At 68.3% G+C, this 21,822-nt stretch carries 18 protein-coding genes; 8 read left to right on the forward strand and 10 right to left on the reverse strand.

Going from position 1 to position 21,822, the window contains the following annotated elements; all coding sequences use genetic code 11:
- The first annotated feature begins 3 nt into the window (after window positions 1-3).
- The 7 genes from AC58D2_RS16630 to paoC all read left to right on the forward strand — a co-directional run bounded on the left by AC58D2_RS16630 (window position 4) and on the right by paoC (window position 8,614).
- A complete protein-coding gene (locus tag AC58D2_RS16630) occupies window positions 4-2,046 on the forward strand; it encodes an FUSC family protein (protein ID WP_497392242.1) in 2,043 nt (680 codons plus the stop codon).
- Complete coding sequence (locus tag AC58D2_RS16635; protein WP_497392149.1) at window positions 2,043-2,258, forward strand: DUF1656 domain-containing protein; 216 nt, start codon at window positions 2,043-2,045, stop codon at window positions 2,256-2,258. The genes AC58D2_RS16630 and AC58D2_RS16635 overlap by 4 nt, the downstream gene beginning before the upstream one ends.
- On the forward strand, window positions 2,255-3,160 hold the full coding sequence (locus tag AC58D2_RS16640; RefSeq protein ID WP_497392151.1) for an efflux RND transporter periplasmic adaptor subunit: 906 nt from the start codon (window positions 2,255-2,257) through the stop codon (window positions 3,158-3,160). Before AC58D2_RS16635 ends, AC58D2_RS16640 begins: the two co-directional genes overlap by 4 nt.
- A complete protein-coding gene (locus AC58D2_RS16645) occupies window positions 3,157-4,569 on the forward strand; it encodes a TolC family protein (protein WP_497392153.1) in 1,413 nt (470 codons plus the stop codon). Before AC58D2_RS16640 ends, AC58D2_RS16645 begins: the two co-directional genes overlap by 4 nt.
- 251 nt (window positions 4,570-4,820) lie before the next feature.
- Window positions 4,821-5,456, forward strand: a complete 636-nt coding sequence (paoA, locus tag AC58D2_RS16650; protein ID WP_497392155.1) for an aldehyde dehydrogenase iron-sulfur subunit PaoA — start codon at window positions 4,821-4,823, stop codon at window positions 5,454-5,456.
- A complete protein-coding gene (locus tag AC58D2_RS16655) occupies window positions 5,453-6,403 on the forward strand; it encodes an FAD binding domain-containing protein (protein WP_497392157.1) in 951 nt (316 codons plus the stop codon). The genes paoA and AC58D2_RS16655 overlap by 4 nt, the downstream gene beginning before the upstream one ends.
- Before the next feature lie 3 nt (window positions 6,404-6,406).
- Window positions 6,407-8,614: an aldehyde oxidoreductase molybdenum-binding subunit PaoC gene (gene paoC / locus AC58D2_RS16660; RefSeq protein WP_497392159.1), complete on the forward strand. Its 2,208-nt coding sequence runs from the start codon at window positions 6,407-6,409 to the stop codon at window positions 8,612-8,614.
- A gap of 13 nt (window positions 8,615-8,627) precedes the next feature.
- Here the strand turns inward: paoC and AC58D2_RS16665 are convergent, their stop codons facing one another.
- The gene (locus AC58D2_RS16665; RefSeq protein WP_497392161.1) at window positions 8,628-9,194 is read right to left on the reverse strand and encodes a nucleotidyltransferase family protein; all 567 of its coding nucleotides are present in this window, start codon (window positions 9,192-9,194) and stop codon (window positions 8,628-8,630) included.
- Window positions 9,195-9,254: 60 nt separating this feature from the next.
- Between AC58D2_RS16665 and AC58D2_RS16670 the strand changes: the two genes are divergently transcribed.
- Entirely contained in the window at window positions 9,255-10,220 is a 966-nt protein-coding gene (locus AC58D2_RS16670) for an XdhC family protein (protein WP_497392163.1), read from the forward strand.
- On the opposite strand, the gene AC58D2_RS16675 is transcribed toward AC58D2_RS16670, so the two are convergent.
- From AC58D2_RS16675 to AC58D2_RS16715, 9 genes are all read right to left on the reverse strand, one after another.
- A complete protein-coding gene (locus AC58D2_RS16675) occupies window positions 10,217-11,143 on the reverse strand; it encodes an ROK family protein (protein ID WP_497392164.1) in 927 nt (308 codons plus the stop codon). The two genes, AC58D2_RS16670 and AC58D2_RS16675, sit on opposite strands and share 4 nt — an antisense overlap.
- An 87-nt stretch (window positions 11,144-11,230) precedes the next feature.
- Window positions 11,231-13,720, reverse strand: a complete 2,490-nt coding sequence (locus AC58D2_RS16680) for a glycoside hydrolase family 3 protein (protein WP_497392165.1) — start codon at window positions 13,718-13,720, stop codon at window positions 11,231-11,233.
- A gap of 92 nt (window positions 13,721-13,812) precedes the next feature.
- Window positions 13,813-15,027: an MFS transporter gene (locus AC58D2_RS16685; RefSeq protein WP_497392167.1), complete on the reverse strand. Its 1,215-nt coding sequence runs from the start codon at window positions 15,025-15,027 to the stop codon at window positions 13,813-13,815.
- Window positions 15,024-16,082, reverse strand: a complete 1,059-nt coding sequence (locus AC58D2_RS16690; RefSeq protein ID WP_497392168.1) for a LacI family DNA-binding transcriptional regulator — start codon at window positions 16,080-16,082, stop codon at window positions 15,024-15,026. Before AC58D2_RS16690 ends, AC58D2_RS16685 begins: the two co-directional genes overlap by 4 nt.
- Complete coding sequence (locus tag AC58D2_RS16695; RefSeq protein WP_497392170.1) at window positions 16,082-17,020, reverse strand: glycoside hydrolase family 16 protein; 939 nt, start codon at window positions 17,018-17,020, stop codon at window positions 16,082-16,084. Before AC58D2_RS16695 ends, AC58D2_RS16690 begins: the two co-directional genes overlap by 1 nt.
- The gene (locus AC58D2_RS16700) at window positions 17,017-18,519 is read right to left on the reverse strand and encodes a tryptophan halogenase family protein (protein ID WP_497392172.1); all 1,503 of its coding nucleotides are present in this window, start codon (window positions 18,517-18,519) and stop codon (window positions 17,017-17,019) included. Before AC58D2_RS16700 ends, AC58D2_RS16695 begins: the two co-directional genes overlap by 4 nt.
- Complete coding sequence (locus AC58D2_RS16705) at window positions 18,516-19,547, reverse strand: cupin-like domain-containing protein (protein WP_497392174.1); 1,032 nt, start codon at window positions 19,545-19,547, stop codon at window positions 18,516-18,518. Before AC58D2_RS16705 ends, AC58D2_RS16700 begins: the two co-directional genes overlap by 4 nt.
- A complete protein-coding gene (locus AC58D2_RS16710) occupies window positions 19,540-20,259 on the reverse strand; it encodes a SapC family protein (protein ID WP_497392176.1) in 720 nt (239 codons plus the stop codon). Before AC58D2_RS16710 ends, AC58D2_RS16705 begins: the two co-directional genes overlap by 8 nt.
- Entirely contained in the window at window positions 20,259-21,794 is a 1,536-nt protein-coding gene (locus AC58D2_RS16715; protein WP_497392178.1) for a tryptophan halogenase family protein, read from the reverse strand. Before AC58D2_RS16715 ends, AC58D2_RS16710 begins: the two co-directional genes overlap by 1 nt.
- Window positions 21,795-21,822 lie beyond the last annotated feature (28 nt).

A 21,822-nucleotide genomic window follows, 5' to 3' on the forward strand; every position in this document is an offset into this window, starting at 1 on the left:
GCGATGGAACGCTTTGGCGGCCCGGCGGCGCTGTTCGCGGTCAAATGCTATATTGCCGCGATGCTGGCGCTCTACGTTGCGCTCTCGATCGGCCTGCCGCGTCCCTATTGGGCGGTCACGACCTCCTTCATCATTGCGCAGCCGATCGCCGGAGCGGTGCTGTCCAAGGCGGTCTTCCGGGTGATCGGGACGATCCTGGGCGCGGCGGCGGCGCTGATCCTGGTCCCCAATCTGGTCAATGCGCCCGAACTTCTGTCGCTCGCTATCGCGCTCTGGCTGGCGCTGTGCGTCTATATCTCGCTCCTCGACCGCACCCCCCGCGCCTATATGTTCGTGCTCGCGGGGTACAGCGCGTGCATCATCGGCCTGCCGAGCGTCGGGGTTCCCGGCGCGATCTTCGACCAGGCGATAGCCCGGGTTCAGGAAATCACGCTGGGCATCATGTGCGGTAGCCTGGTTCACGGCGTCCTGTTTCCCGGGTCGGTCACCGACATGCTGCTGCGCCGGGTCGATGCGACGCTGGGCGATGCCGAGCGCTGGTCGCGCGATTCGATCTCGGGCCAGCCGGTGCCCGGCCTCGATGCCGAGCGGCGGCGTCTCGTCCTCGATATCACCGAAATGCACCAGCTTTCGATTCACCTGCCGTTCGAGACTGCGCGCGTGGCTCCTCGCGTGCGCACGGTTCGCGCCCTGCAGGACCAGCTTTCGCTGATCCTCCCGCTCACCGTCGCGGTCGAGGATCGCATCGCGGAATTGCAGCGCCAGAGCGGCGGTCTTCCGTCCGATGTGGCGGCGCTGATCGCAGATTGCCGCGACTGGCTGGCCGACCCCGGCGCGGACCGCGCCGATCGCCGCGACCGGCTGGAATATCTGCGCGCCCGCGCGGCGGCGCTCGAACCCGACGCGGTCGAAGGCATGGGCTGGACCAACGCGCTTCGGCTCAGCCTGCTCGCTCGCCTGTCCGCGTTGATCGCGGCGCATGGCGATTGCCGCGACCTGCGCGACCAGATGGAAAGTCCGACGATACGCCCGGTCTCGCCGCACGTTGCCGAACTTCTCGCGGCGCGCCAGGACCGGCCGCTGCACCGCGACCACGGCGGCGCGCTGCGCTCCGCGTTCGGCGCCGCGCTGACGGTGATCGTCGGCTGCGCGCTGTGGATTGGCAGCGGGTGGCAGAATGGCGCTGTCGCTGTGATGCTCGCGGGGGTCTTTCTCGCCCTCTTCTCGTCGGCCGACGACCCCATTGCGCCGCTGCGCCTCTTCCTGATCGGCACGGTGATCGCGATCGGGCTGGGCACGGTATACGGATTCGCTATCCTGCCGCGCCTCGACGGCTTTCCGATGCTGGCCGCGGCACTCGCGCCGGGGCTTCTGCTCGGCGGCGCGATGATGGCGTCGCCGCGCTATGCGACGATCGCGCTGGCCTCGATGCTCGGGCTGGCAAGCCCGATCCTGCTCTCGGCGAGCTATGAAGGCAATTTCACCGCTTTCGTGAACGAGAATATTGCGATGCTGATGGGCGTGCTGCTGGCGATCGTGATGACGCGCCTGCTCCAGTCGGCGGGCCTCGACGGCGCGATCCGCCGCACGTTGAAAGCCGGCTGGACCGACATTGCGACCCGCGCAACGCTCGACAGCGCGCCCAATGTGCGCGCATGGATCAGCCGCATGCTCGACCGGATCGGCCTGCTGGTGCCAAGGCTCGCCGCGCGCGGCGACGATCCCGGACAACCGCTTTACGATGCCCTGCGCGACCTGCGCACGGGCATCGTGATCGGCGAGTTGCGCCAGTTGCGCCTCGATCTTCCGCGCGAGCGCACGGTCATCACCCCGGTGCTCCAGGACATCGGCGCCTATTATGCCGCGATGAACCCCGACGCCCCCCCGATGCCTCAGCCCGCCATGCTGGCGCGGATCGACGGTGCGATCGCCCGGCTCGTCACCGCCCCATCGGCGATGGGGCGCCGCACCGGCGTGCTTGCGCTGGTCAGCCTGAGGCGCAATCTGTTTCCCGATGCCCCACCCTATAAGGCAGTCGCCGCATGACCGGGGAAGTTTCGCTCGGCGGCGTGTTCGTGCCGACGCTCCTGCTGCTGTTCATCGCGGCGCTGGCGCTCAGCGGACTCGCGACACGGCTGCTCGCGCTCGCCGGCTTTTATCGCTTCATCGCCTATCGGGCGCTCGTCGATCTCGCAATCTTCGTCCTGATTTTCGGCGCCCTGTCCCTTCTCGCTACCTGGTTCGGATTTCATCCATGAAACAATGGCTCGCCCCCCTGTCGCGCAGCGCCGCGACGATCGTCATCGTCCTGCTTGCCCTCGTCGTCGCCATCGCGATGTGGCGCCATTATGAACGCAGCCCGTGGACGCGCGACGGTCGCGTGCGCGCCGATGTCGTGCGCGTCACCCCCGATATCGGCGGCCTGATCACCGAGGTGGAAGTGCGCGACAACCAGGCGGTGAAAGCGGGCGACCTCTTGTTCGTGATCGACCGGCCGCGCTACAAGCTGGCGGTCGACCAGGCCGATGCCGCGATCGCGAGCGCCCGAGCGACGCTGGCACAGGCGCGGCGCGAAGCGGCACGCGACGTCGCGCTGGGCGACCTGGTGGCGCGCGAAACCCACGAACAGAATCTCGCCCGCGTCCAGACCGGCGAAGCCGCGCTGCAACAAGCGCGCGCCGCACGCGAGGGCGCGATGCTGAATCTCAGGCGGACGGACGTCCGTGCCTCGGTCAACGGCGTCGTCACCAATCTCGACCTCCACCCCGGCGATTATGTCGCGGCGGGGCAACAGGCGCTGGCGCTGCTCGATACCGACAGCCTGCGCATCGAGGGATATTTCGAAGAAACCAAGCTGCCGAAGATCCGCATCGGCGCGCCGGTGACGGTCCGCTTGATGGGAGAGAGCCGGCCGCTTCACGGGCATGTCGAGAGCATCGCGGCGGGCATCAACGACACGACGCGCAGCAATTCGGGCAATTTGCTGCCCAGCGTCGATGCGACCTTCAGCTGGGTGCGTCTCGCGCAGCGTATCCCGGTGCGGGTCCGGCTCGACCATCCGCCACGCGATATCCGACTGATCGCCGGGCGGACCGCGACCGTAACCATCGACCAGCCCGCCGCCCCGGCGCAGGCCCGTCGGGCGGGCGAGGCACGATGATGCGGCCCGCCGCCCTGCTGACGCTGCCGTTCGCGCTGTCCGCCTGTACGGTGGCAGGCCCCGACTATCGCGTGCCCGAAACCGCGGTCGCCACGTCGGCCGCCGCCGCACGCCCGTTCAGCGCCGCGACGGGAACCGCCATTTCGCAGGCCCCCCTCCCCGATCGCTGGTGGCGCCTCTATGACGATCCCAGGCTCGACCGGCTGGTCGAGCGGGCACTGGCCGCCAACGCCGACCTGCGCGCGGCCGACGCGAACCTTCGCCGCGCCGCGGCGCTGACCGCGCAAACCGCCGCAGGACGGACGCTGTCGACCAGCGTCAGCGGCGGCGCCGACCTCAGCCGGCCGGCATCGACGGGGTACAGCCTGCCCGGAATCCTCGGCTATGATGTCGGGATCGGCGCGGGCCTGCCGCTCGACCTGTCGGGCAAGGTCGCGCGCGCGATCGAGGCGTCGCGCGCCAATGAGGAGGCGGTGCGCGCGGCGCGCGACGACCTGCGCGTCACCGTCGCCGCCGCGGTCACGCGCGCTTACGCCGGGGTGTGCTCGGCCAATCACGGCCTCGCGACCAACCGTGCGGTCGCGGCGCTACAGCGCAAGACGCTGGACGCGACCCGGCGGCTCCAGCGCGGCGGACGCGGCACCGCATTCGACGTGACCCGCGCGCAGGCGGCGGTCGACCGGATCGATGCCTCGCTCCCCGTGTTCGAGGCACGACGGCAGGCCAACCTGTTCCTGATCGCAACACTGATGGGCGACGCGCCGGCCGACTATCCCCGCGATGTCGCCGACTGCACCGACATCCCGACGCTGACCGTGCCTTTGCCGACCGGCGACGGCGCCGCGCTGCTCCGGCGACGTCCGGACATCCGCGCCGCCGAACGGAGGCTGGCATCGGATACCGCCCTGATCGGCGTGGAGACCGCGGACCTTTATCCGCAAGTCAGCATCGGCGGATCGCTCGGACTGTCGGGGCCGTTCAAATCGATCGGGTCGGGCGACAGCCTGTCATTCGGTCTCGGCCCGCTGCTCAGCTGGTCCTTCCCCAATCGTCCGGTCGTGAAAGCCAGGATCGCCGCAGCGGGCGCGCAGGCCGAAGCCGACGCCGCGACCTTCGATGCGACGGTGCTGCAAGCGCTGCGCGAAACCGAAACCGCGCTCACCACCTACACGCACGATCGCGCGCGAAGCCTGGCGCTGGAAAAGGCTCGCGACAGCGCCGCAACCGCGTCGGAGCAGGCGGCCCGGCTGTTCCGGTTCGGCCGTTCCGACTTCCTCGACCTGCTCGATGCCCAAGCCGGTCTCGCCGAAGCCGAAGCTGCGCTTGCGGCGGCGGACGGTACGCTTGTCGACGACCAGATATCGATTTTTCTCGCGCTGGGCGGCGGCTGGAACGACGCCGACCGGTGACGCCTCGCCCGTACCTTCCCGCGGCGTTCGCGTTCTGCGGAACCCGCCGCGCCGACAGCGGTTGTTAGGCTGAAACCACCTTTCGGACGGCACCGCGCGGACCGGATGTCGAAGGGCTGGCGATGCGCCCGTTCCAATGATATCGTCCCGACTGCATTCCGGATATTTCGGGGGCGACCGAGACGGGCGTCCTACCCCTGCCCAGACCGCACGCGCCGTGCGGGCGAGGCCAATCATGATCGGAGCGGGCGATGCAGGCATCAGGAGATTTTGAATTGTCGCGACGCGGTATGCTGGCAACCGGTGCCGCGTCGGCCGCGGTCGGCGCGATCCCTGCCGCGCGGGCAAAGGTCGCCGCCACGCAGCCCGCCCCGTCGAACGCCAGCTTCGCGCTGACCGTCAACGGCACCACGCACGAGCTCGACCTCGATACCCGCACGACCCTGCTCGACGCGCTGCGCGATCATCTCGGGCTCACGGGGACCAAGAAGGGCTGCGATCACGGCCAGTGCGGCGCCTGCACGGTGATCGCGGATGGACGGCGGATCAACAGCTGCCTGTCGCTCGCGGTGATGCACGACGGCGACGATATCACGACGATCGAGGGGCTCGGCACCCCGGACGACCTTCACCCGATGCAACAGGCCTTCATCGTCCACGATGGCTATCAATGCGGCTATTGCACCCCGGGACAAATCTGTTCGGCGGTGGCGGTGCTCGACGAGATCGAAGCGGGGATTCCCAGCCATGTGACCGGCGACCTGATGGCCCCTGCCGAGGCGTCGAACATGGAAATCCGCGAGCGGATGAGCGGCAATATCTGCCGCTGCGGCGCCTATTCGAACATATTGGAGGCGATCACCGAGGTTGCGGGGAGGAAGGCATGAAGGCCTTTACCTACGAACGCGCGGCGACGCCCGCCGACGCAACCGCGGCCTTTGCCAAGGCCCCGGGCGCGCGCTTCATCGCGGGAGGGACCAACCTGCTCGACCTGATGAAGCTGCAGATCGAAACCCCCGCGCACCTGATCGACGTCAGCCGCCTCGCGCTCGACACGATCGAGCCCACGAAAGACGGCGGCCTGCGCATCGGCGCAATGGTGCGCAATACCGACCTGGCCGCCAACCAGCGCGTGCGCCGCGATTACGGCCTGCTCACCCGCGCGCTCGTTGCCGGCGCGTCGGGCCAGCTCCGCAACAAGGCGACCACCGCCGGCAACCTGCTCCAGCGCACGCGCTGCCCCTATTTCTATGACACCAACCAGCCGTGCAACAAACGCCGACCGGGAAGCGGCTGCGCGGCCATCGGCGGGGTGAGCCGCACGCTTGCCGTGCTCGGCGCCAGCGATGCGTGCATCGCGACGCATCCCAGCGACATGGCGGTGGCGATGCGCGCGCTCGATGCCAGCGTCGAAACGGTCGGCCCGGCCGGCACGTCACGCGCGATCCCGATCGCCGACTTCTACCCTGCGCCCGGGACCACCCCGCACATCGAAACCGCGCTCCAGCCGGGCGAGTTGATCACCGCGGTGACGCTGCCGAAACCGATCGGCGGAACGCATATCTATCACAAGGTCCGCGACCGCGCCTCCTATGCCTTCGCCCTCGTCTCGGTCGCGGCCGTGGTGCAAGAGGATGGAAGCGGACGCGTCGCGCTCGGCGGCGTCGCTCACAAGCCCTGGCGCGTCGAAGCCGCAGAGGCCGAGCTGCCGCGCGGTGCCAAAGCCGTGGCAAGCGGCCTGCTCGCGGGCGCGAAGCCCAGTCACGACAACGCCTACAAGCTGCCGCTGGTCGAGCGAACGCTCGCCGGGGTGCTGGCCGAAGCGAAGGGGTGAGCCATGAAGTTCGAAACGCCCGCAACGACCAATCCGATCGACCAGCTCAGGGTGATCGGCAAGCCGACGAACCGCATCGACGGCCCGCTCAAGACCACGGGCACCGCCCCCTATGCCTATGAGCACCAGGATATTCCCGCCAACGCGGCCTATGGCTTCATCGTCGGATCGGCGATCGCCAAGGGGCGGCTCGTGTCGGTCGACATCGCCGACGCCGAAGCGGCGCCCGGTGTCCTTGCCATCGTCACGGCGGCCAATGCCGGCCAGCTCGGAAAGGGCGACTTCAACACCGCAAAGCTGCTCGGCGGACCCGATATCGAACATTATCACCAGGCGATAGCGCTCGTCGTTGCCGAGACGTTCGAACAGGCGCGCGCCGCCGCGGCGCTTGTCCGCGCCGACTATGCCCGCGGCAAGGGCGCCTTCGACCTCGCTGCCGCGATGGACGCGGCGACCGCGCCCAAACCTGCGTTCGGGACCGTCCCGGATACCGCGGTCGGCGATTTCGACACGGCCTTCGCCTCGGCGCCGGTGACGCTCGATGCGCGCTACTCGACACCCGACCACAGCCACGCGATGATGGAGCCGCACGCCTCGATCGCGGCGTGGGAGGGCGACAAGCTGACCCTGTGGACCGCGAACCAGATGGTCGCCTGGTCGGTCGGCGACATGGCGAAGACGCTCGGCATTCCCAAAGAGAATATCCGCCTCGTCTCGCCCTATATAGGCGGCGGTTTCGGCGGCAAGCTGTTCATCCGCGCCGATGCGGTGCTGGCGGCGCTCGGCGCGAAAGCGGCGCGGCGACCGGTGAAGATCGCGCTGCCCCGCCCCTTCATCGCAAACAACACGACGCACCGCCCCGCGACCATTCAGCGCATTCGCCTCGGCGCGACCAAGGACGGCAGGATTACCGCGATCGGTCACGAAAGCTGGTCGGGCGACCTGCCGGGCGGCGGCCCCGAAACCGCGGTGGGACAGACGCGCCTCCTTTATGCCGGCCCTAACCGGATGACCAGGATGCGGCTCGCGGTGCTCGACCTGCCCGAAGGCAATGCTATGCGCGCGCCGGGCGAGGCCCCGGGTTTGATGGCGCTGGAGATCGCGATCGACGAGATGGCCGAGAAGCTGGGCATGGACCCGGTCGACTTTCGCATTCTCAACGACACACAGGTCGACCCCGAAAAGCCCGACCGGCCCTTTTCGCAGCGCCAGCTCAACGAATGCCTCAGGACCGGGGCCGACAAGTTCGGCTGGGCGAAGCGCAGTGCACAGCCCGCCATGACGCGCCAGGGGCGCTGGCTTACCGGCCTGGGTGTCGCCGCGGCGTTCCGCAACAACATCAACGAAACCTCGGCGGCGCGGGTGCGTCTCGACAAGGCGGGCGTGGTGACGGTCGAAACCGACATGACCGATATCGGCACCGGCAGCTACACGATCATCGCGCAGACCGCCGCCGAAATGATGGGAGTGCCGCTGGACAAGGTCGTCGTCAAACTCGGCGATTCCAGCTTCCCCGTCTCGGCGGGCTCGGGTGGCCAATGGGGTGCGAACAGTTCGACCGCGGGCGTCTATGCCGCATGTGCCAAGCTGCGCGAAGCCGTGGCCGCAAAGCTCGGCCTCAACGCGGCCGACGCCGAGTTCGTCGACGGCGAAATCCGTTCCGGCGACCGCCGCGTACCGCTCGGCGAAGCGGCGGGCGATGCCGGCCTCGTCGCCGAGGACAAGATGGAATATGGCGACCTTGCCGACACATATCAGCAATCGACCTTCGGCGCGCATTTCTGCGAGGTCGCGGTCGACGCCGCGACCGGCGAGATCCGCATCCGCCGTATGCTCGCCGTCTGCGCCGCCGGGCGCATCCTGAATCCCAAATCGGCGCGCAGCCAGGTTATCGGCGCGATGACGATGGGCGCGGGCGCGGCGCTGATGGAGGAGCTCGCGGTCGACAAAAGGTTCGGTTTCTTCGTCAACCACGATCTTGCGGGGTATGAAGTGCCGGTCCACGCCGACATTCCGCATCAGGAGGTGATCTTCCTCGACGAAACCGATCCGACGACGTCGCCGATGAAGGCGAAGGGCGTTGGCGAACTCGGCATCTGCGGGGTTGCGGCGGCGGTCGCCAACGCGGTCTACAATGCGACCGGGGTGCGTGTGCGCGACTATCCGGTCACGCTGGACAAGCTGCTCGGCGACTTGCCCGAGATTGCATGACGGTGACCCGTATTCAGGGCAGGTCCGCGGGCCTGTCGATATCGGCCAGTTCATCGGGCTCGGCGGCAATAAGCGCCGCGGACCGGATCAGCGCGCGGCCCCCCTCGTCGCCGCTCGCCAGCAACGCGGCGAAATGCGCGCGGCCGAACAGGGCGGGCGGCATCGGGACACCCGCACGCGACGATGCGACCACAGGCGCCCGCTTCGCATCGAAGCGGTCCAGCAACGCGCGCAAATGCGCCGTCCCGACGAAAGGCATGTCGGCCAGCAGGACGAGCACGGCCCGCGCGTCGCTTTCCGCCGCCCGCCCGATACCGATAGCCAACGAGCTTGCGAGACCGCGCTCCGGGTGCGGATTGATCGCGACGTCGAACCCGCGGCGCGCCAGGTCCACGGCAACCGGCCCTTGTCCGCTGCACACCGCGATCCGCCGGCCGGCGCCAAGCTCCACCGCGCGCTCGGCCGCATGGAGGGCAAGCGGGCGTCCGCCGAGCGGCACCGAGAGCTTGTCGATTTCGCCGAACCGCTGCGACCGGCCCGCCGCGAGCAGGATAACCGCGATTTCGTCGGCGTCGATCATGGCTCGTCCTTTCCCCATGCCGCGATCGGCGATCGGCAGAGTGGCCGCATGATAGCGCCCTTGGCAAGTTTTCCCGGCGACATTCTGGCCTTCGCTACAGCGCGGGCGGACGAAGGGGTCGCCGTCGCCCTGGTCACGCTGACCGGAATCGAAGGGTCGTCGCCGCGCGCCATCGGGGCCCAGATGGCGGTTGCCGCCGACGGACGCTATCTCGGTTCCTTCTCGGGCGGATGTATCGAAGCCGCGGTCGTCGCCGAGGCGCGAAAGGCGTTGGCAGAGGGCACGGCAAGACTCGTCCGCTTCGGCAGGGGATCACCCTACCTCGACATCCGCCTGCCGTGCGGGGGCGGCATCGACCTGCTCTTCACGCCGCTTGGCGATGTCTCGGCGGTTCGCGAGGTTGCGACCCGGCTCGATGCGCGGCGGCAATCGGCGCTGCTGCTGACCGCTCGGGGCGCGGAAGCCGTTGCGATCCCCGGCGGCCCCGGATGGCGGGGGGACGATTTCTGCCTCCCCTACGCGCCCCGCCCGCGCATTACGCTGGTCGGCCAGGGCGAAGACCTGATGGCAACCGCGCGCCTGGCTCAGTTCTTCGGCGCCGGAACGCGCGCTTTTTCTCCGATCGCGCACGATGTCGAGGCGCTCGCCGGATGGGGAATCGACGCCGGCCACCTGGCGACCCGTTCGGCCCCGCCGCGCCTGCCGACCGATGCGTGGACCGCCCTCGTGTTCCTGTTCCATGATCGCGACTGGGAAGAGGCGTTGCTTCCCGCAGCGCTCGATCTGCCTTGCTTCTATCTCGGCGCGGTGGGCAGCCGCCGGTCGCACGAAGCGCGGCTCGACATGCTGCGCGCGGCGGGCGTCGGCGCAGCGGCGCTTGCATCGCTGCGCGCACCCGTGGGGCTGATTCCCTCGACTCGCGATCCCGCGACACTTGCCATGTCGCTCGTCGCGGACATCCTGGAGGCGTATCAGGCGATGTGCGAAACCAAGGGACCGCTCCGCGCGCTCGAAGCCGCCCGCTAGCCGGGTCCGGTCGCCGCCGCTGTCGCGTCCATCGCCAACGCGATTGCGCCCAGCGGCCCGGCAAGCGGTCCGAGTTCGGGCGAGACGACATAATCGCCATCGCTCGGCAACGGCATGTAACCCGCCAGGCTCGCCCGGAGCGCCGAATTGATCCGCGGCAGCAGGTGCGGTTGCCCGGCGAGCACTCCGCCGCCCATCGCAACGCGCATCGGCCCGGCGGTGACCGCCAGCGCGTGGAGCATGACCGCCAGGCTGTGGACCACCGGTTCCCAAACCGGATCGTCGGCCGCCACATCGGACCACTGGCGCGCGCCGATGCGCGCCTTGATCGCGGTGCCCGAGGCCAGCCCCTCGACGCAATCGTCGTGAAAGCGGCACACGCTCGCCGCGTCATCGCCGGACAGGCGCGGGACGCGTATATGGCCGATCTCGCTATGACCCAAGCCGCGGGTCGGGCGTCCGTGGACGATCAGGCCGACGCCGACGCCGGTGCCGACGGTGACATAGGCGAAATCGTCGAGCCCGCGCCCGCTGCCCCAGCGAATTTCCGCGAGCGCCGCGCCGTTGACGTCGGTATCGAAGCCGATCGGTACGCCAAAGGCGCGCATCGGGCCGAGCAGGTCCGCGCCTTCCCAGTCGGCCTTGTTCGTGGCGCCGACACGCCCATAGCCCCTGGCGCGCGGATCGATCTGCAATGGACCGAAGGCCGCGACGCCCAGGCCGCCGAAGCCCGGACCTGCGGACCATTCCTCAAGCACCGCGTGGATGGCGGGCAGCGTCTCCGACGGCGCAGTCGTGGCGATCGTCCGCTGGTCGCGGATATCGCCGGGGCCGGCGGCAAGCGTGCAGATACATTTCGTACCGCCCAACTCGACCCCGGCGAACGCGCGTGCGCGCTCGCGATCCTCTGCGGAGCCGATCACCGGCGCATCTCTCGTCTCATCCCGAAAGTCTTGCCGCCCGCACTCCCGGCGCGCAACCCCGAACCGCGGCGAGCGGGCTGCGTTCGCCTATTCGACCTTCGCCGGGCAGGACAGATTCTCGCCGACAGCCTCAACCTTCGCGGCCAACAGGGTCGCGGCGAACCCCTTGTCGGCGGTCAACGACACCGGATAGTCGACGCGCTGTACATTGGCGCCGCCGTCGGCAAAGCAGCGCAGCGGAACCTTGATCGTGCCGACCTGCCCTTCGGGCGCCGACGCCAGCAACGCATCGATATTCACCGCCACGCCGCCGAACGCCAGCGTCACCGGCGCGCCGCCCTTTGCATCGATCCGCCAGTCCAGCCGCAGCGCGAAACTGTTGTTGAGCTGGCGGGTCAGGTCGGCGACCGGGCCCGACAGGTTGACCGTCGCAGGGCCCGTCCAGACGAACGACTTGCCATCTTCCTGCGCCTGGACATCGACCGACCGCGTCTGGAGCAGGCCGTAGCTGCTGTCGAGCGGCGTCGATTCGACCTGCCGCGAGCCGCCCGCGTCGGCGATGGACAGCGTCCAGGGCGCACGGGCTCGCCCGCCCGAGAAGAAATTCTCGACATTCATCATCGCGGCGACGTCGACGCCCGGGTCCTCGGACAATTTCGGGATGCGGCGCGCCGACCCATAGGTCAGGCCATAGCCGACCTCGAACAGCGGCTTTTCGACCGGCGAACGGGCGTCGGCGGGCCAGGCGAAGGGGAGCGTCCCGGTGAAGCCGCGCTTGCTGTGGCCATCGGTTCGGGCGACCAGCACGTCGGCGACGCCCGCCCCCTGCGACCCCGGCAGCCACGCCGCGACGAACGCGTCGGCGGCGTTGATTTCAGGGCTGGTGAACATCGGTCGTCCCGACAGGAACAGGGCGACGACGGGAATGCCCGCGGCCTTCAGCTTTTTCAGCGTTGCCAGGTCCTTCGCCTCGGCCGGCTGGTAATCGAGCGTCGGCACATCGCCCTGGAACTCGGCATAGGGCTCTTCGCCGAACACGACGATCGCCACATCGGGCCGTTCGGTGAAGCTGCCGTCGGCCGACAGGGCCGCGCGGCCTCCCGCCGCCTCTACGGCCTGCTTCAAACCTTCCCAGATCGTCTGGCCGTTGGGGAAGTCGGCGTGGGTCACGTCGGTCCCTTGCCAGCTGATCGTCCAGCCGCCCGACTGCATCGCCATATTGTCGGCCCCCGGCCCGGCGACCAGCAATTTCGCGCCGGGCCTGATCGGAAGGGCACTGCCTTCATTTTTCAGTAATACCAGCGATTTGGAAACGGCTTCGCGTGCGATGTCGAGATGCTCGGCCGCGCCGACTGCTGCGGTATTGCCGCGGTCGACATGATCGACGTCGAACAGGCCGAGCTTGTATTTGACCCGCAAGATACGGCGCACCGCATCGTCGAGCCGTTCGGCGGATATCGTGCCGTCCCTCGCCTCGCGCACCGTGCTTTCGTAAAGCCCCTTCCAGCTGTCGGGCGCCATATACATGTCCAGCCCCGCATTCACCGCCTGCGCGCAGTCGGTCACGCTGCACCCCGCGACCTGTCCATGTCCGTTCCAGTCGCCGACGACGAAACCCTCGAACCCCATCTTGCCTTTCAGCGCGTCGGTAAGCAGTCCCTTGTTGCCGTGGTTCTTGACCCCGTTCCAGCTCGAAAAACTCGCCATCACGGTCAGCGCGCCGGCATCGATCGCGGCGGGATAGCCCTGTGCATGCTTGGCGATCAGCTCGTCCTCGCCGATCTTCGCATCGCCCTGGTCCTTGCCCTCGAACGTGCCGCCGTCGGCAAGATAATGTTTCGCTGTCGCCGCGACATGGTTCGCCCCGACCGGGCGCGCGACTGCGAGCGGACCCTGTAGTCCCAGCACCATCGCGCGCGCATAGGCGGCAACGAGCTTCGGATCGGACGAATAGCCTTCATAGCTGCGGCCCCAGCGCAGATCCTGCGGCACCGCGAGCGTCGGCGCAAAGGTCCATTCGATGCCGCTTCCCGCGATCTCGGCGGCCGTGACCGCCCCGATGCGCTGGATCAGCTCCGGATCGTGCGCCGCGCCCAGCCCGATATTGTGCGGAAACAGCGTCGCACCGGGGACATTGTTGTGTCCGTGCACCGCGTCGACGCCAAAAATGATCGGAATGGCGACGCCGTTCGCCTGCGGCTCCAGCGACGCGGCGCGAAATTCGCCGACCAGCTTCGCCCAGTCGGCGGCGCTCGATCTTTCGTTGCCATAGGGGCCGCTGTTGCCCCCCGCGAGGATCGAGCCGAGCGGATAGGTTTCGAGATCCTTGGGCGTGATGGTGCTGATGTCGGCCTGAATCAGCTGACCGACCTTTTGCTCGATCGTCATCCGCGCGAGCAGCGCGTCGATCCGCGCCTCGGTCGCCGCATCGGTGATCGCCGCGGGGCTTTTTGCCGGCGGCCACAGGTCTGGGTGAACCGTTGCCGCGTCGGTCGCCGCGCCCTCGGGAGCCGCCGCCGATACCGCCGTCCCCGCTAGCAACAGCGTCGTCGCCATCGCAAAAGCCGATCGCCTCATGTCTCTCCCATCCCCTTGCCGGTCGCTATGTGAACGTTATCAAAATCGTTTCGCATACCGCATCGACGAAATCAAGAGCTAGGCTCAGGCCCCTACGAGGTGCCGTCCGGATTTTCCGACGGGCGCGGCATTGTCGCGAGCAGCACGACCGCCGCGACGGCCAGCGCGGCGAGCAACAGGAACAGCATCTCGAACCCGAAACCGGGGACGAGCGAGATGGTGAGCCAGGGCATGATCAGCGACGGCACCGTGTTGGTCAGGTTGAAGACCCCCAGGTCGCGGCCGCGGCGGTCGGGACGTGGCAGGATGCGCAGCGTCTGGCCCGAGTGAAGCGCCAGAAACACGGTAGTCGCGATACCGAACAGCAGATAGCTCAGTTTCGCGCTGTCCGGATCGGCGGCCAGCGCCATGCCGACCAGGCCGGCGGCCGATCCGCTCGCCGCGACCACCAGCGGCAGAAAGGGGCGGTCGTGGCGATCGGCCCAGCGCCCGGCGACGAGCGCGATCGGCACGGCGAGGGTCAACGCAAGGCTGAAAATCCTGGCCTTTTCGTTATCCTGCATCGCCGGATCGATCGAACGAAACCAGAAATAGAGATAGGCGAACAACGCCGCCTCGGCGATCTGCACCAACAGCCGCGCAAGCCACATCCGTACCGCCGGCCCCTTCGAACGCACGACGGGCTCCGCGTCGCTGCGTCCCGATCGTGCGGTCAGTTCGGGGAAAGGTCGCGGCCGCCCCACCAGCAGGACGGGCACGACCGCGGCCGCGACCAGCAGCGCGACGACCCCCAATCGCCCATCGACCGAAACCAGCCCGGGCAGCGTCGCTATTGCCCCCGACCATGCGCCGAGCGCGGGCGAAAAGGCGAGCAGTCCGCCCAGCAAGCCCTTCTGCGCGTCGGGCACGCAATCGCCCGCCCACGCCGACAGCGGCCCGAGCATCATGTTCAGCCCCAGCTGCCACAGGATAATGACCCCGATCAGCGTCCAGACGTCGCGCGCAAGCGGCATCGCCAGCAGCAGCCCGATGGTCAGGACCAGCCCGGTCGCGATCCAGCCGCGACGATTGCGGCTGCGGTCGCTCAGCCAGCCAAAAACAATGCCCGCGACGCTGGCCGCCACCGCGCCGCAAAAGGTGACATAGCCCAGATACTGGACATCGTCGGCGCCGGTCAGCGTGGTCATGCGCGCGGGCAGCAGGATGGTCAGGAACGGGACATAAGCGATCGCGCCGCCCGCGGCGGCAAGCGCATAGAGCAGCAGGAAGCCGAGCGACTGGCGCCGCGGGGCGTCCCCCTCGCTCACGCCGGACGCTGCGGAGGTGCGGTCGAACCGCGCTCGACCAGGCTGCCGTGAACGACCGTCGGGATCGCCGGCTTCGGCTCGCCGCGCTGAGCCGCGATGATCAGCTCGACCGCGCGCGATACGGTCTCGGCGATCGGCTGGTCGACGGCGGTCAGCGGTGGCTGGGTAAAGCGCACGATCGGCGTGTTGTCGAAACTGATGATCGAGAGGTCGCGCGGGATATCGAGCCTGCGGGCCCGCGCAACCTCGATCGTCGCGAGCGTCATCTGGTCGTTGCTGACGATGATCGCGGTCGGCGGATCGGCGCGGTCGAGCAATGACCGCGCGGCGACCTCGCCAGAGGCATAGCTGAAATCGCCCCATATCAGCAGGCCGTCGCGGCTCAGCCCCGCGCTGTCCATTTCTTCGCGCCAGCCGTCGACGCGCCAGCCGCTCAGATTATATTCGGGCGACCCCGCGATGAAGCCGATCCGGCGATGGCCCAGGTCGATCAGGTGCCGGGTCGCGAGCCGCGCCGAGCCTTCGTCGTCCATCGTCAGCGCGATCCCGGCCTCGCCGCCCACCGAACCGATCCGCGCGAACGGGATCTTCGCCTTGTCGAGCAGCGCAACGATCAACGGATTGTCCGAATGCGGCGGGGTCAGCACCACCCCATCGGGCTGCAGCGCGGCGATCGTCGCGCGCAATTCCCGCTCGACATGATCGGTATGCGTATCGACCAGCTCGAAAATCATGCGATAACCAAGCTCGGCGCATTTGAGCATCCCGCCCAGCAGCATCTGGTCGACCCAGTCGATCCCCTGCCGCCCGCGCCAGTCGGCGATCGTGCGCTCGCGGTCGTTGATCGCCAGGATCAGATAGGATCGCGATCCGCTCATCCGCTGCGCCGCGATCGACGGGACATAGCCCAGCTTGTCAATCGACGCCTGCACCCGTTTCTGCATTTCGGGCCGGACATTGGGTTCATTGTTGATGACGCGGCTCACCGTCTGCAGCGATACGCCTGCATCCGCGGCCACATGCTTGATCGTTACCGACTGCCGTCGACGCCCCATCAGTCTTTTTCGCCCCCCGCTTCGGCTGTGCTGCTAGCGTCCTTTGGTTCGCTTTGCCAGACGCGAACCCAATCGACCTCCATCCGCTTCGGATAGCCCGTTTCATCGACCCCGCCCGCGGTCCGGCTCTCCGCCAGTCCACCCCCGATAGCCAGGTTCAGGATCAGGTGGAACGGACGGTCGAACGGCGCGGCCGGATCGTCGGTTGCGCCCGTGGTCCAGTCGCCTGCAACCTGGCTTGCATAAACGCGGCCGTCGATCGTCCAGTCGAACCGCCCCTCGCGCCAGACGAGGCCGAAAACATGCCAGCCGTCGAGCGGCGCGGGCAGCGTGGTTTCGGCGCCCTTGTGCTGATTGGCCGGCGCGGTGCCGCCGAAATGCAGCGTACCCAGAATACGGTTTTCGGTCCCGCCCGCGCAGTCCTTGCACGCGACGCCCAGATTCACCGCCTCCAAAATGTCGATCTCGCCCGACGCTGCCCACGCGCCGTAATGCGCTTCTTCGGGCAGCATCCAGATCGCGGGCCAGGTTCCCTGCCCTTGCGGCAGCTTGGCGCGCACCTCGATCTTGCCATAGGTCCACGCCGCCTTGCCCCGCGTCACCAGACGCGCCGAGGTAAAGTCCTTCGTCGCGGTCGCCTTCGCCTTTTCGGGGTCGCCGCGCTGCGCCGCCGGATAGGCGGGACCGGTCCTCCGCTCCCTGCGCGCGGTGATCACCAGCCTGCCGTCCTCGACCGCGGCGTTGCGCCGATCGTCGGTATAGCATTGGCGTTCGTCGTTGCCGCCGCCCCAGCAATCGACGTCGAAATCCCATTTTGCGCGGTCGATCGCCGGACCATCGAACTCGTCCGACCAGACGAGCCGCCAATCGCCGGCGTCGTCGGCAGGCGCCGGGGCGATCACCGCCGCGGCGAGCATCAGGCCGAGGGCCGCGATCATGCCGCTTCGGCCGCCTCGGCGCCGCAATAGCGCGCGACATAAGCGTGGTGCTCGGGCAGTTTCGCGACCGTATCGGCGACCTGGGCGCGGATCGTCGCGAGCAGCTTTTCCAGCTCGTCGTCGCGCAGCTTGGTGGCGATCGGATGATAGCTTTGCGGTTCGACCCCCTGCCCCATCATCACCTGCACCCAGCTGTTCTCCGCGAACAATTCCTCGTTGCGGCGAAAGACGCGCCCAGTCTCGCGGAACAATTCGATCTTCTGCGCCAGGCTGTCGGGGATCGGCATGTCGGCGCAATAGCGCCAGAAGGCGCTGTCGCGGCGGTTCGTGACCTTGTAATGCAGGACCAGGAAGTCGCGGATCTGGTCCATGTCCTGCCCCTGCTGGTCGTTGAATTCGGCGATGTCGCGCATGCTCGGGCGGCCGGCGGGAACCATGCGGACGAAGCGCAGCACCGCGCGCTGGATCAGGTGGATGCTCGTCGATTCGAGCGGTTCCATGAAGCCGCCCGAAAGCCCGATCGCGACGCAGTTTCGATGCCATTGGCGCCGCCGCACCCCGCTGGTGAAGCGCAGGAAGTTGGGCTCGGTCAGCGGCTCGCCCTCGATATTGCCGAGCAAGCGGTCGAGCGCGGCATCGCGATCGAGATAGCGGCTGCAATAGACGAGACCGTTGCCGCTGCGATGCTGGAGGGGGATGCGCCATTGCCAGCCGGCGTCGTGCGCCATCGCGCGCGTATAGGGCACCGGCGGCCGGACATTCGGCGTCTGCAGCGCGATCGCGCTGTCGCACGGCAACCAGTGCGTCCAGTCGTCGAAGCCCGCATGCAGCGCCCCTTCGATGAGCAGCGCGCGAAAGCCGGTGCAGTCGAGGAAGATATCGCCCTCGATCCGGCGGTCGCCGTCGAGCACCAGCGCCGCGATATCGCCGCTCTCGGTATTAAGTTCGACGCGGCCGATCCGGCCTTCGACCCGCTTCGTTCCGTCTTCTTCCGCCATCTTGCGCAGGAAGCGGGCGTAAAGGCCCGAATCGAGCTGGTAAGCATAGTTCATGCGGTCGCCGGGCAGGTGCGCGAACTTGCCATCGAGCGCCGCCGCCAGTTCGAGGCAATAATCGTCATAGGGCTGCCCGTGCCCCTTCGCGCGCCCGTGCATCCAGAAATGCTGGAACCCCGCCGACCAGTGATCCTTGCCGGTCAGGCCGAAACTGTGGAAATAGCGCGACCCGACATCCTTCCAGTCGTCGAACAGGATGCCGAGCTTGAACGTGGCCTGCGTCGCGCGCATGAAATCGGCCTCGTTGATCCCGAGCAGCCGGTTGAAATTGACCAGCGGCGGAATCGTGCTCTCGCCGACGCCGATAGTGCCGATCGCCTCGGACTCGACGAGCGTCAGGTCGACCGCCCCGCCCATCGTCCGCGCGATCGCCGCAGCCGCCATCCAGCCGGCGGTGCCGCCGCCGGCAATCACGATACGCTGGCGTTTCCGGTCGTCGCTCATCGGCTCAATGTCCTCAGCAGGAAGGCGCGCAGGCGCCCCGCGGTTTCGGCGGTCAGCGGCGCGAGGACGCTGCGCGCCTTTTCGGGAATATGCGCGGTGACGTCGTCGTCCGCGTCGAACACATAATGGTCGAACAGCCGGCGCCAGATCGCCTTGTCCTCGGCCGGCAGGTCGCGGATCGCGAGCATCGCATGGTTGAGCGCGTCCTGCGGCTGGCCGAGCCACGCGGGCGTGTCGCGCCACCAATAGTTGACCAGGATGTTGAACGGGTCGAGCCCCTCGACATGGTGCCACCACATCGACGGGATGAAGAGCGCGTCGCCGGGTTCGAGCTCGGCGACCTGCGCATGCGCCATCGCCTCGACGAAGCGCGGATGCGCGGCAAGGTCGGGCGCGTCGAAGTCGACCATGCTCACCGCGCGGCCGGCGGGCGTATTGTCGATCGGTCCCAGATAAAGATTGCCGAACTGATCGGGCGGGAACAGCGTAAAGCGCCGGCGGCCCGCCGCGCAGCAGGCCAGGTTGTCGGGGAAGTCATTATGCGCCGCGATCCGTGTGCGTGTACCGATCCAGATGCTCTTCAGCGGCTCGCGGCAGCCCAGGTCGACCGGATTGGCCGCATCGAGCCCGGCGAAATGCGCCGGGATGTCGATCGAGGCGAGATAGACGGTCCGCGCCTCGTCTTGCTCCTCGGCGGCATCGATCCCGGCAAAGATGTCGGGCAGCCTGCCGGTGCCGGTGCGGAAGTTCATCGCCATGTCGGCATCGTAGAACAGTCGGCCATCGTGTCCCGGCGGCGCGATCGATACGGTGAACGGTCGATCGCGCGCGTGATCGAGCAGATAGGCGCGCGCCGCGCGCGCCGACGTGCGTCCCGCCGCGACGAGCGGCCAGTCGGCGACGAGCCCGCGCACGACAAAGGGTTCGCGCGCGCCGGTTAGCAGCGCGTCGAGCCCCGCGCCCGCGTCGCACTCGACCTCGCGCACCCGGGCAAAGCGGTCGTAAATGGCGGGATCGCGATCAGCCATCGCGCATCCTGCGGTTCTTGCGTGCGACCAGCTCCGCGATCTGCGACAGCGACGCCAGCGCCATGAAGATCGGCATCAGATGCCCCTCGGCGTGCAGGCGCCCGAGCGCCGCGGCATCGAGCGCGCGCAACCTGGCTTCGTCGACGATGTGGAAACCGACAAGCGAGTTCTTCGACCCGTCCTCCAGCGGCACCTCGAGCGTGAAAGGCTCGAGCAGGTCATGGTCGGCAAGCGCGGCGAAGAAGGCGCCGCTCGCGCGATACCCCTCGTCAAGCGCGCCGAGCCGCCCGGCCACCGCGTCCAGATAGGGCGTGGCCATCCCGTCCTCGTCGAACAGGCGCACGCCTTCGTCGCTCGGGGCGATGCGCGGATGGTCGAGGTCGATGTGGACATGGCCCGTCCCCTCGCCGCTTGCCGGCCGCCCGACGAGAAAGGGTTGGATCGCGAGCGACAGCGGGCGGTAGCCCGCATCCCAGCGATCGCTGTCGAGGAACAGGTTCTCGCCATTTTCAAAACCGAACAGCGCGACGGCAATAAACGCCTCCTGCCCCGGCTCGCGGCGAAAGAGGATCGGAAAATGGCCCTGGACGCTGCGAAATTCGTTCGGAACGGTCAGCGTCGCCATTACCGCGTCGCCCAGTTCGGCGCCGACGTCGGTCCGTACCCGCAAGGCACGGTGGCTGTTCTTGTCGAGGGGCGCGTGCTGGCTCATCAAAATCCTTCCACTTGGGCGCCCGCTTCACCGACATCGGAGAGCAGGGCGTCGAGATAGGCGCGATTGCCGGGCAGTCCCGCCGCCAGCGCGCGGGCGCGGCGCGCGGTTTCGGCGATCGCACCGCGCGCACGGTCGGTCGCGGTCGATCCTTCGGGTACGGGATAGCCCATGCCGTAAAGGATATATTGGTGGCTTTCGGCCGAAAATATCTCGTCGACCTGCGGAAAGTCCCAGCGCGACGGCACCTGGTCGCGCCACAGCGTCAACAGCCCGGCCAACCGTGCGGGGACGTGCGCCGGGTCGCGCTGCGCGCGCCAATAGGGTTCGTCACGGCGGCTGAGCAGGTAATGCAGCTTCAGAAAGTCGACGATACGGTCCCAGCGATAGCGGAACAGCGCGTCGAAACGCTCGGCGAGCACGGGCAACGTGTCGCGGCGTGCTGGAAAATTCTCGATCAGGGCGGTCAGCGACAATTCGATCATCACGATCGCAGAGGCTTCGAGCGGTTCGATGAACCCTGCCGACAGCCCGATCGCGACACAATTGCCGTGCCAGAACCGCGCGCGATGCCCGGTCGGAAAGGCCAGGCGCCGCACCGGCGCATCGGGCGCATCGGGAAGCGCGCGCGCGATATAGGCGCGCAGCTCGGCCTCGGCCGCATCGTCGGCCAGAAAGCGGCTGGCATAGACGCAGCCGATACCGCGGCGGTTCGGCAGCGCGATGTCCCAGATCCAGCCCGCCCGGTGCGCGGTCGCGATCGTCTGCGATGCGATCGGCGCCCCCACGGCGGTCGGCACCTGCACCGCGAGCGCGCGATCGTTGAGCAGCACGTCGCTGCGGTCGATCCACGCGGCGCCGCAATGGCCGCCGATCAGCATCGCCGCATGGCCGCTGCAATCGATGAACAGGTCCCCCGCGATCTCGCCATGCGCACGCGTCGCGAGCGCCGCTATGTCGCCCTGCCCGTCCGCGCGGACCCCCGTCACCGTGTCGGCGACGTGCCGCACACCCAGACGCTGCACCGCATGGCGGCGCAGCAGCGCGGCGAATTTTCCGGCGTCGAGGTGATAGGCATAGTTAAGGGCGCCCTGATAGCCCGGCATCGCCCGCTGCCGCGGCGCCAGGTCGCGCGCGCACGCCGCCGCCTGCGCCGTCATCGCCGACGCGAAATCGACCCCGCCGCCCATCTCGGACCAGGCGGCGACCAGAGCGTCCGCCGGCATGGGCGGCGGCGGGGTAAAGGGATGCAGGTAGCGATCGTCGGCGCGGCCGTCGACCCAGCCGTCGAAGCGCGATCCCTGTTTGAACGACCCGTCGCACGCGGCAAGAAATTCGGCCTCGTCGATACCGATCGCAGCCAGCGTCGCGCGCATCGTCGGCCATGTCCCCTCGCCCACCCCGACGGTCGGAATATCGGGCGCCTCGACCAGCGTGACGGACAGGTCGGGCCGCGCGGCCGCGATCCGGCATGCCGACAGCCAGCCGGCGGTGCCGCCGCCCAGGATCACCACGCTCCCGATCGATTGGGTCATCACGATATCCTAGGCGAGCCGCCGCGCC

Source organism: Sphingopyxis sp. CR5, assembly GCF_059693785.1.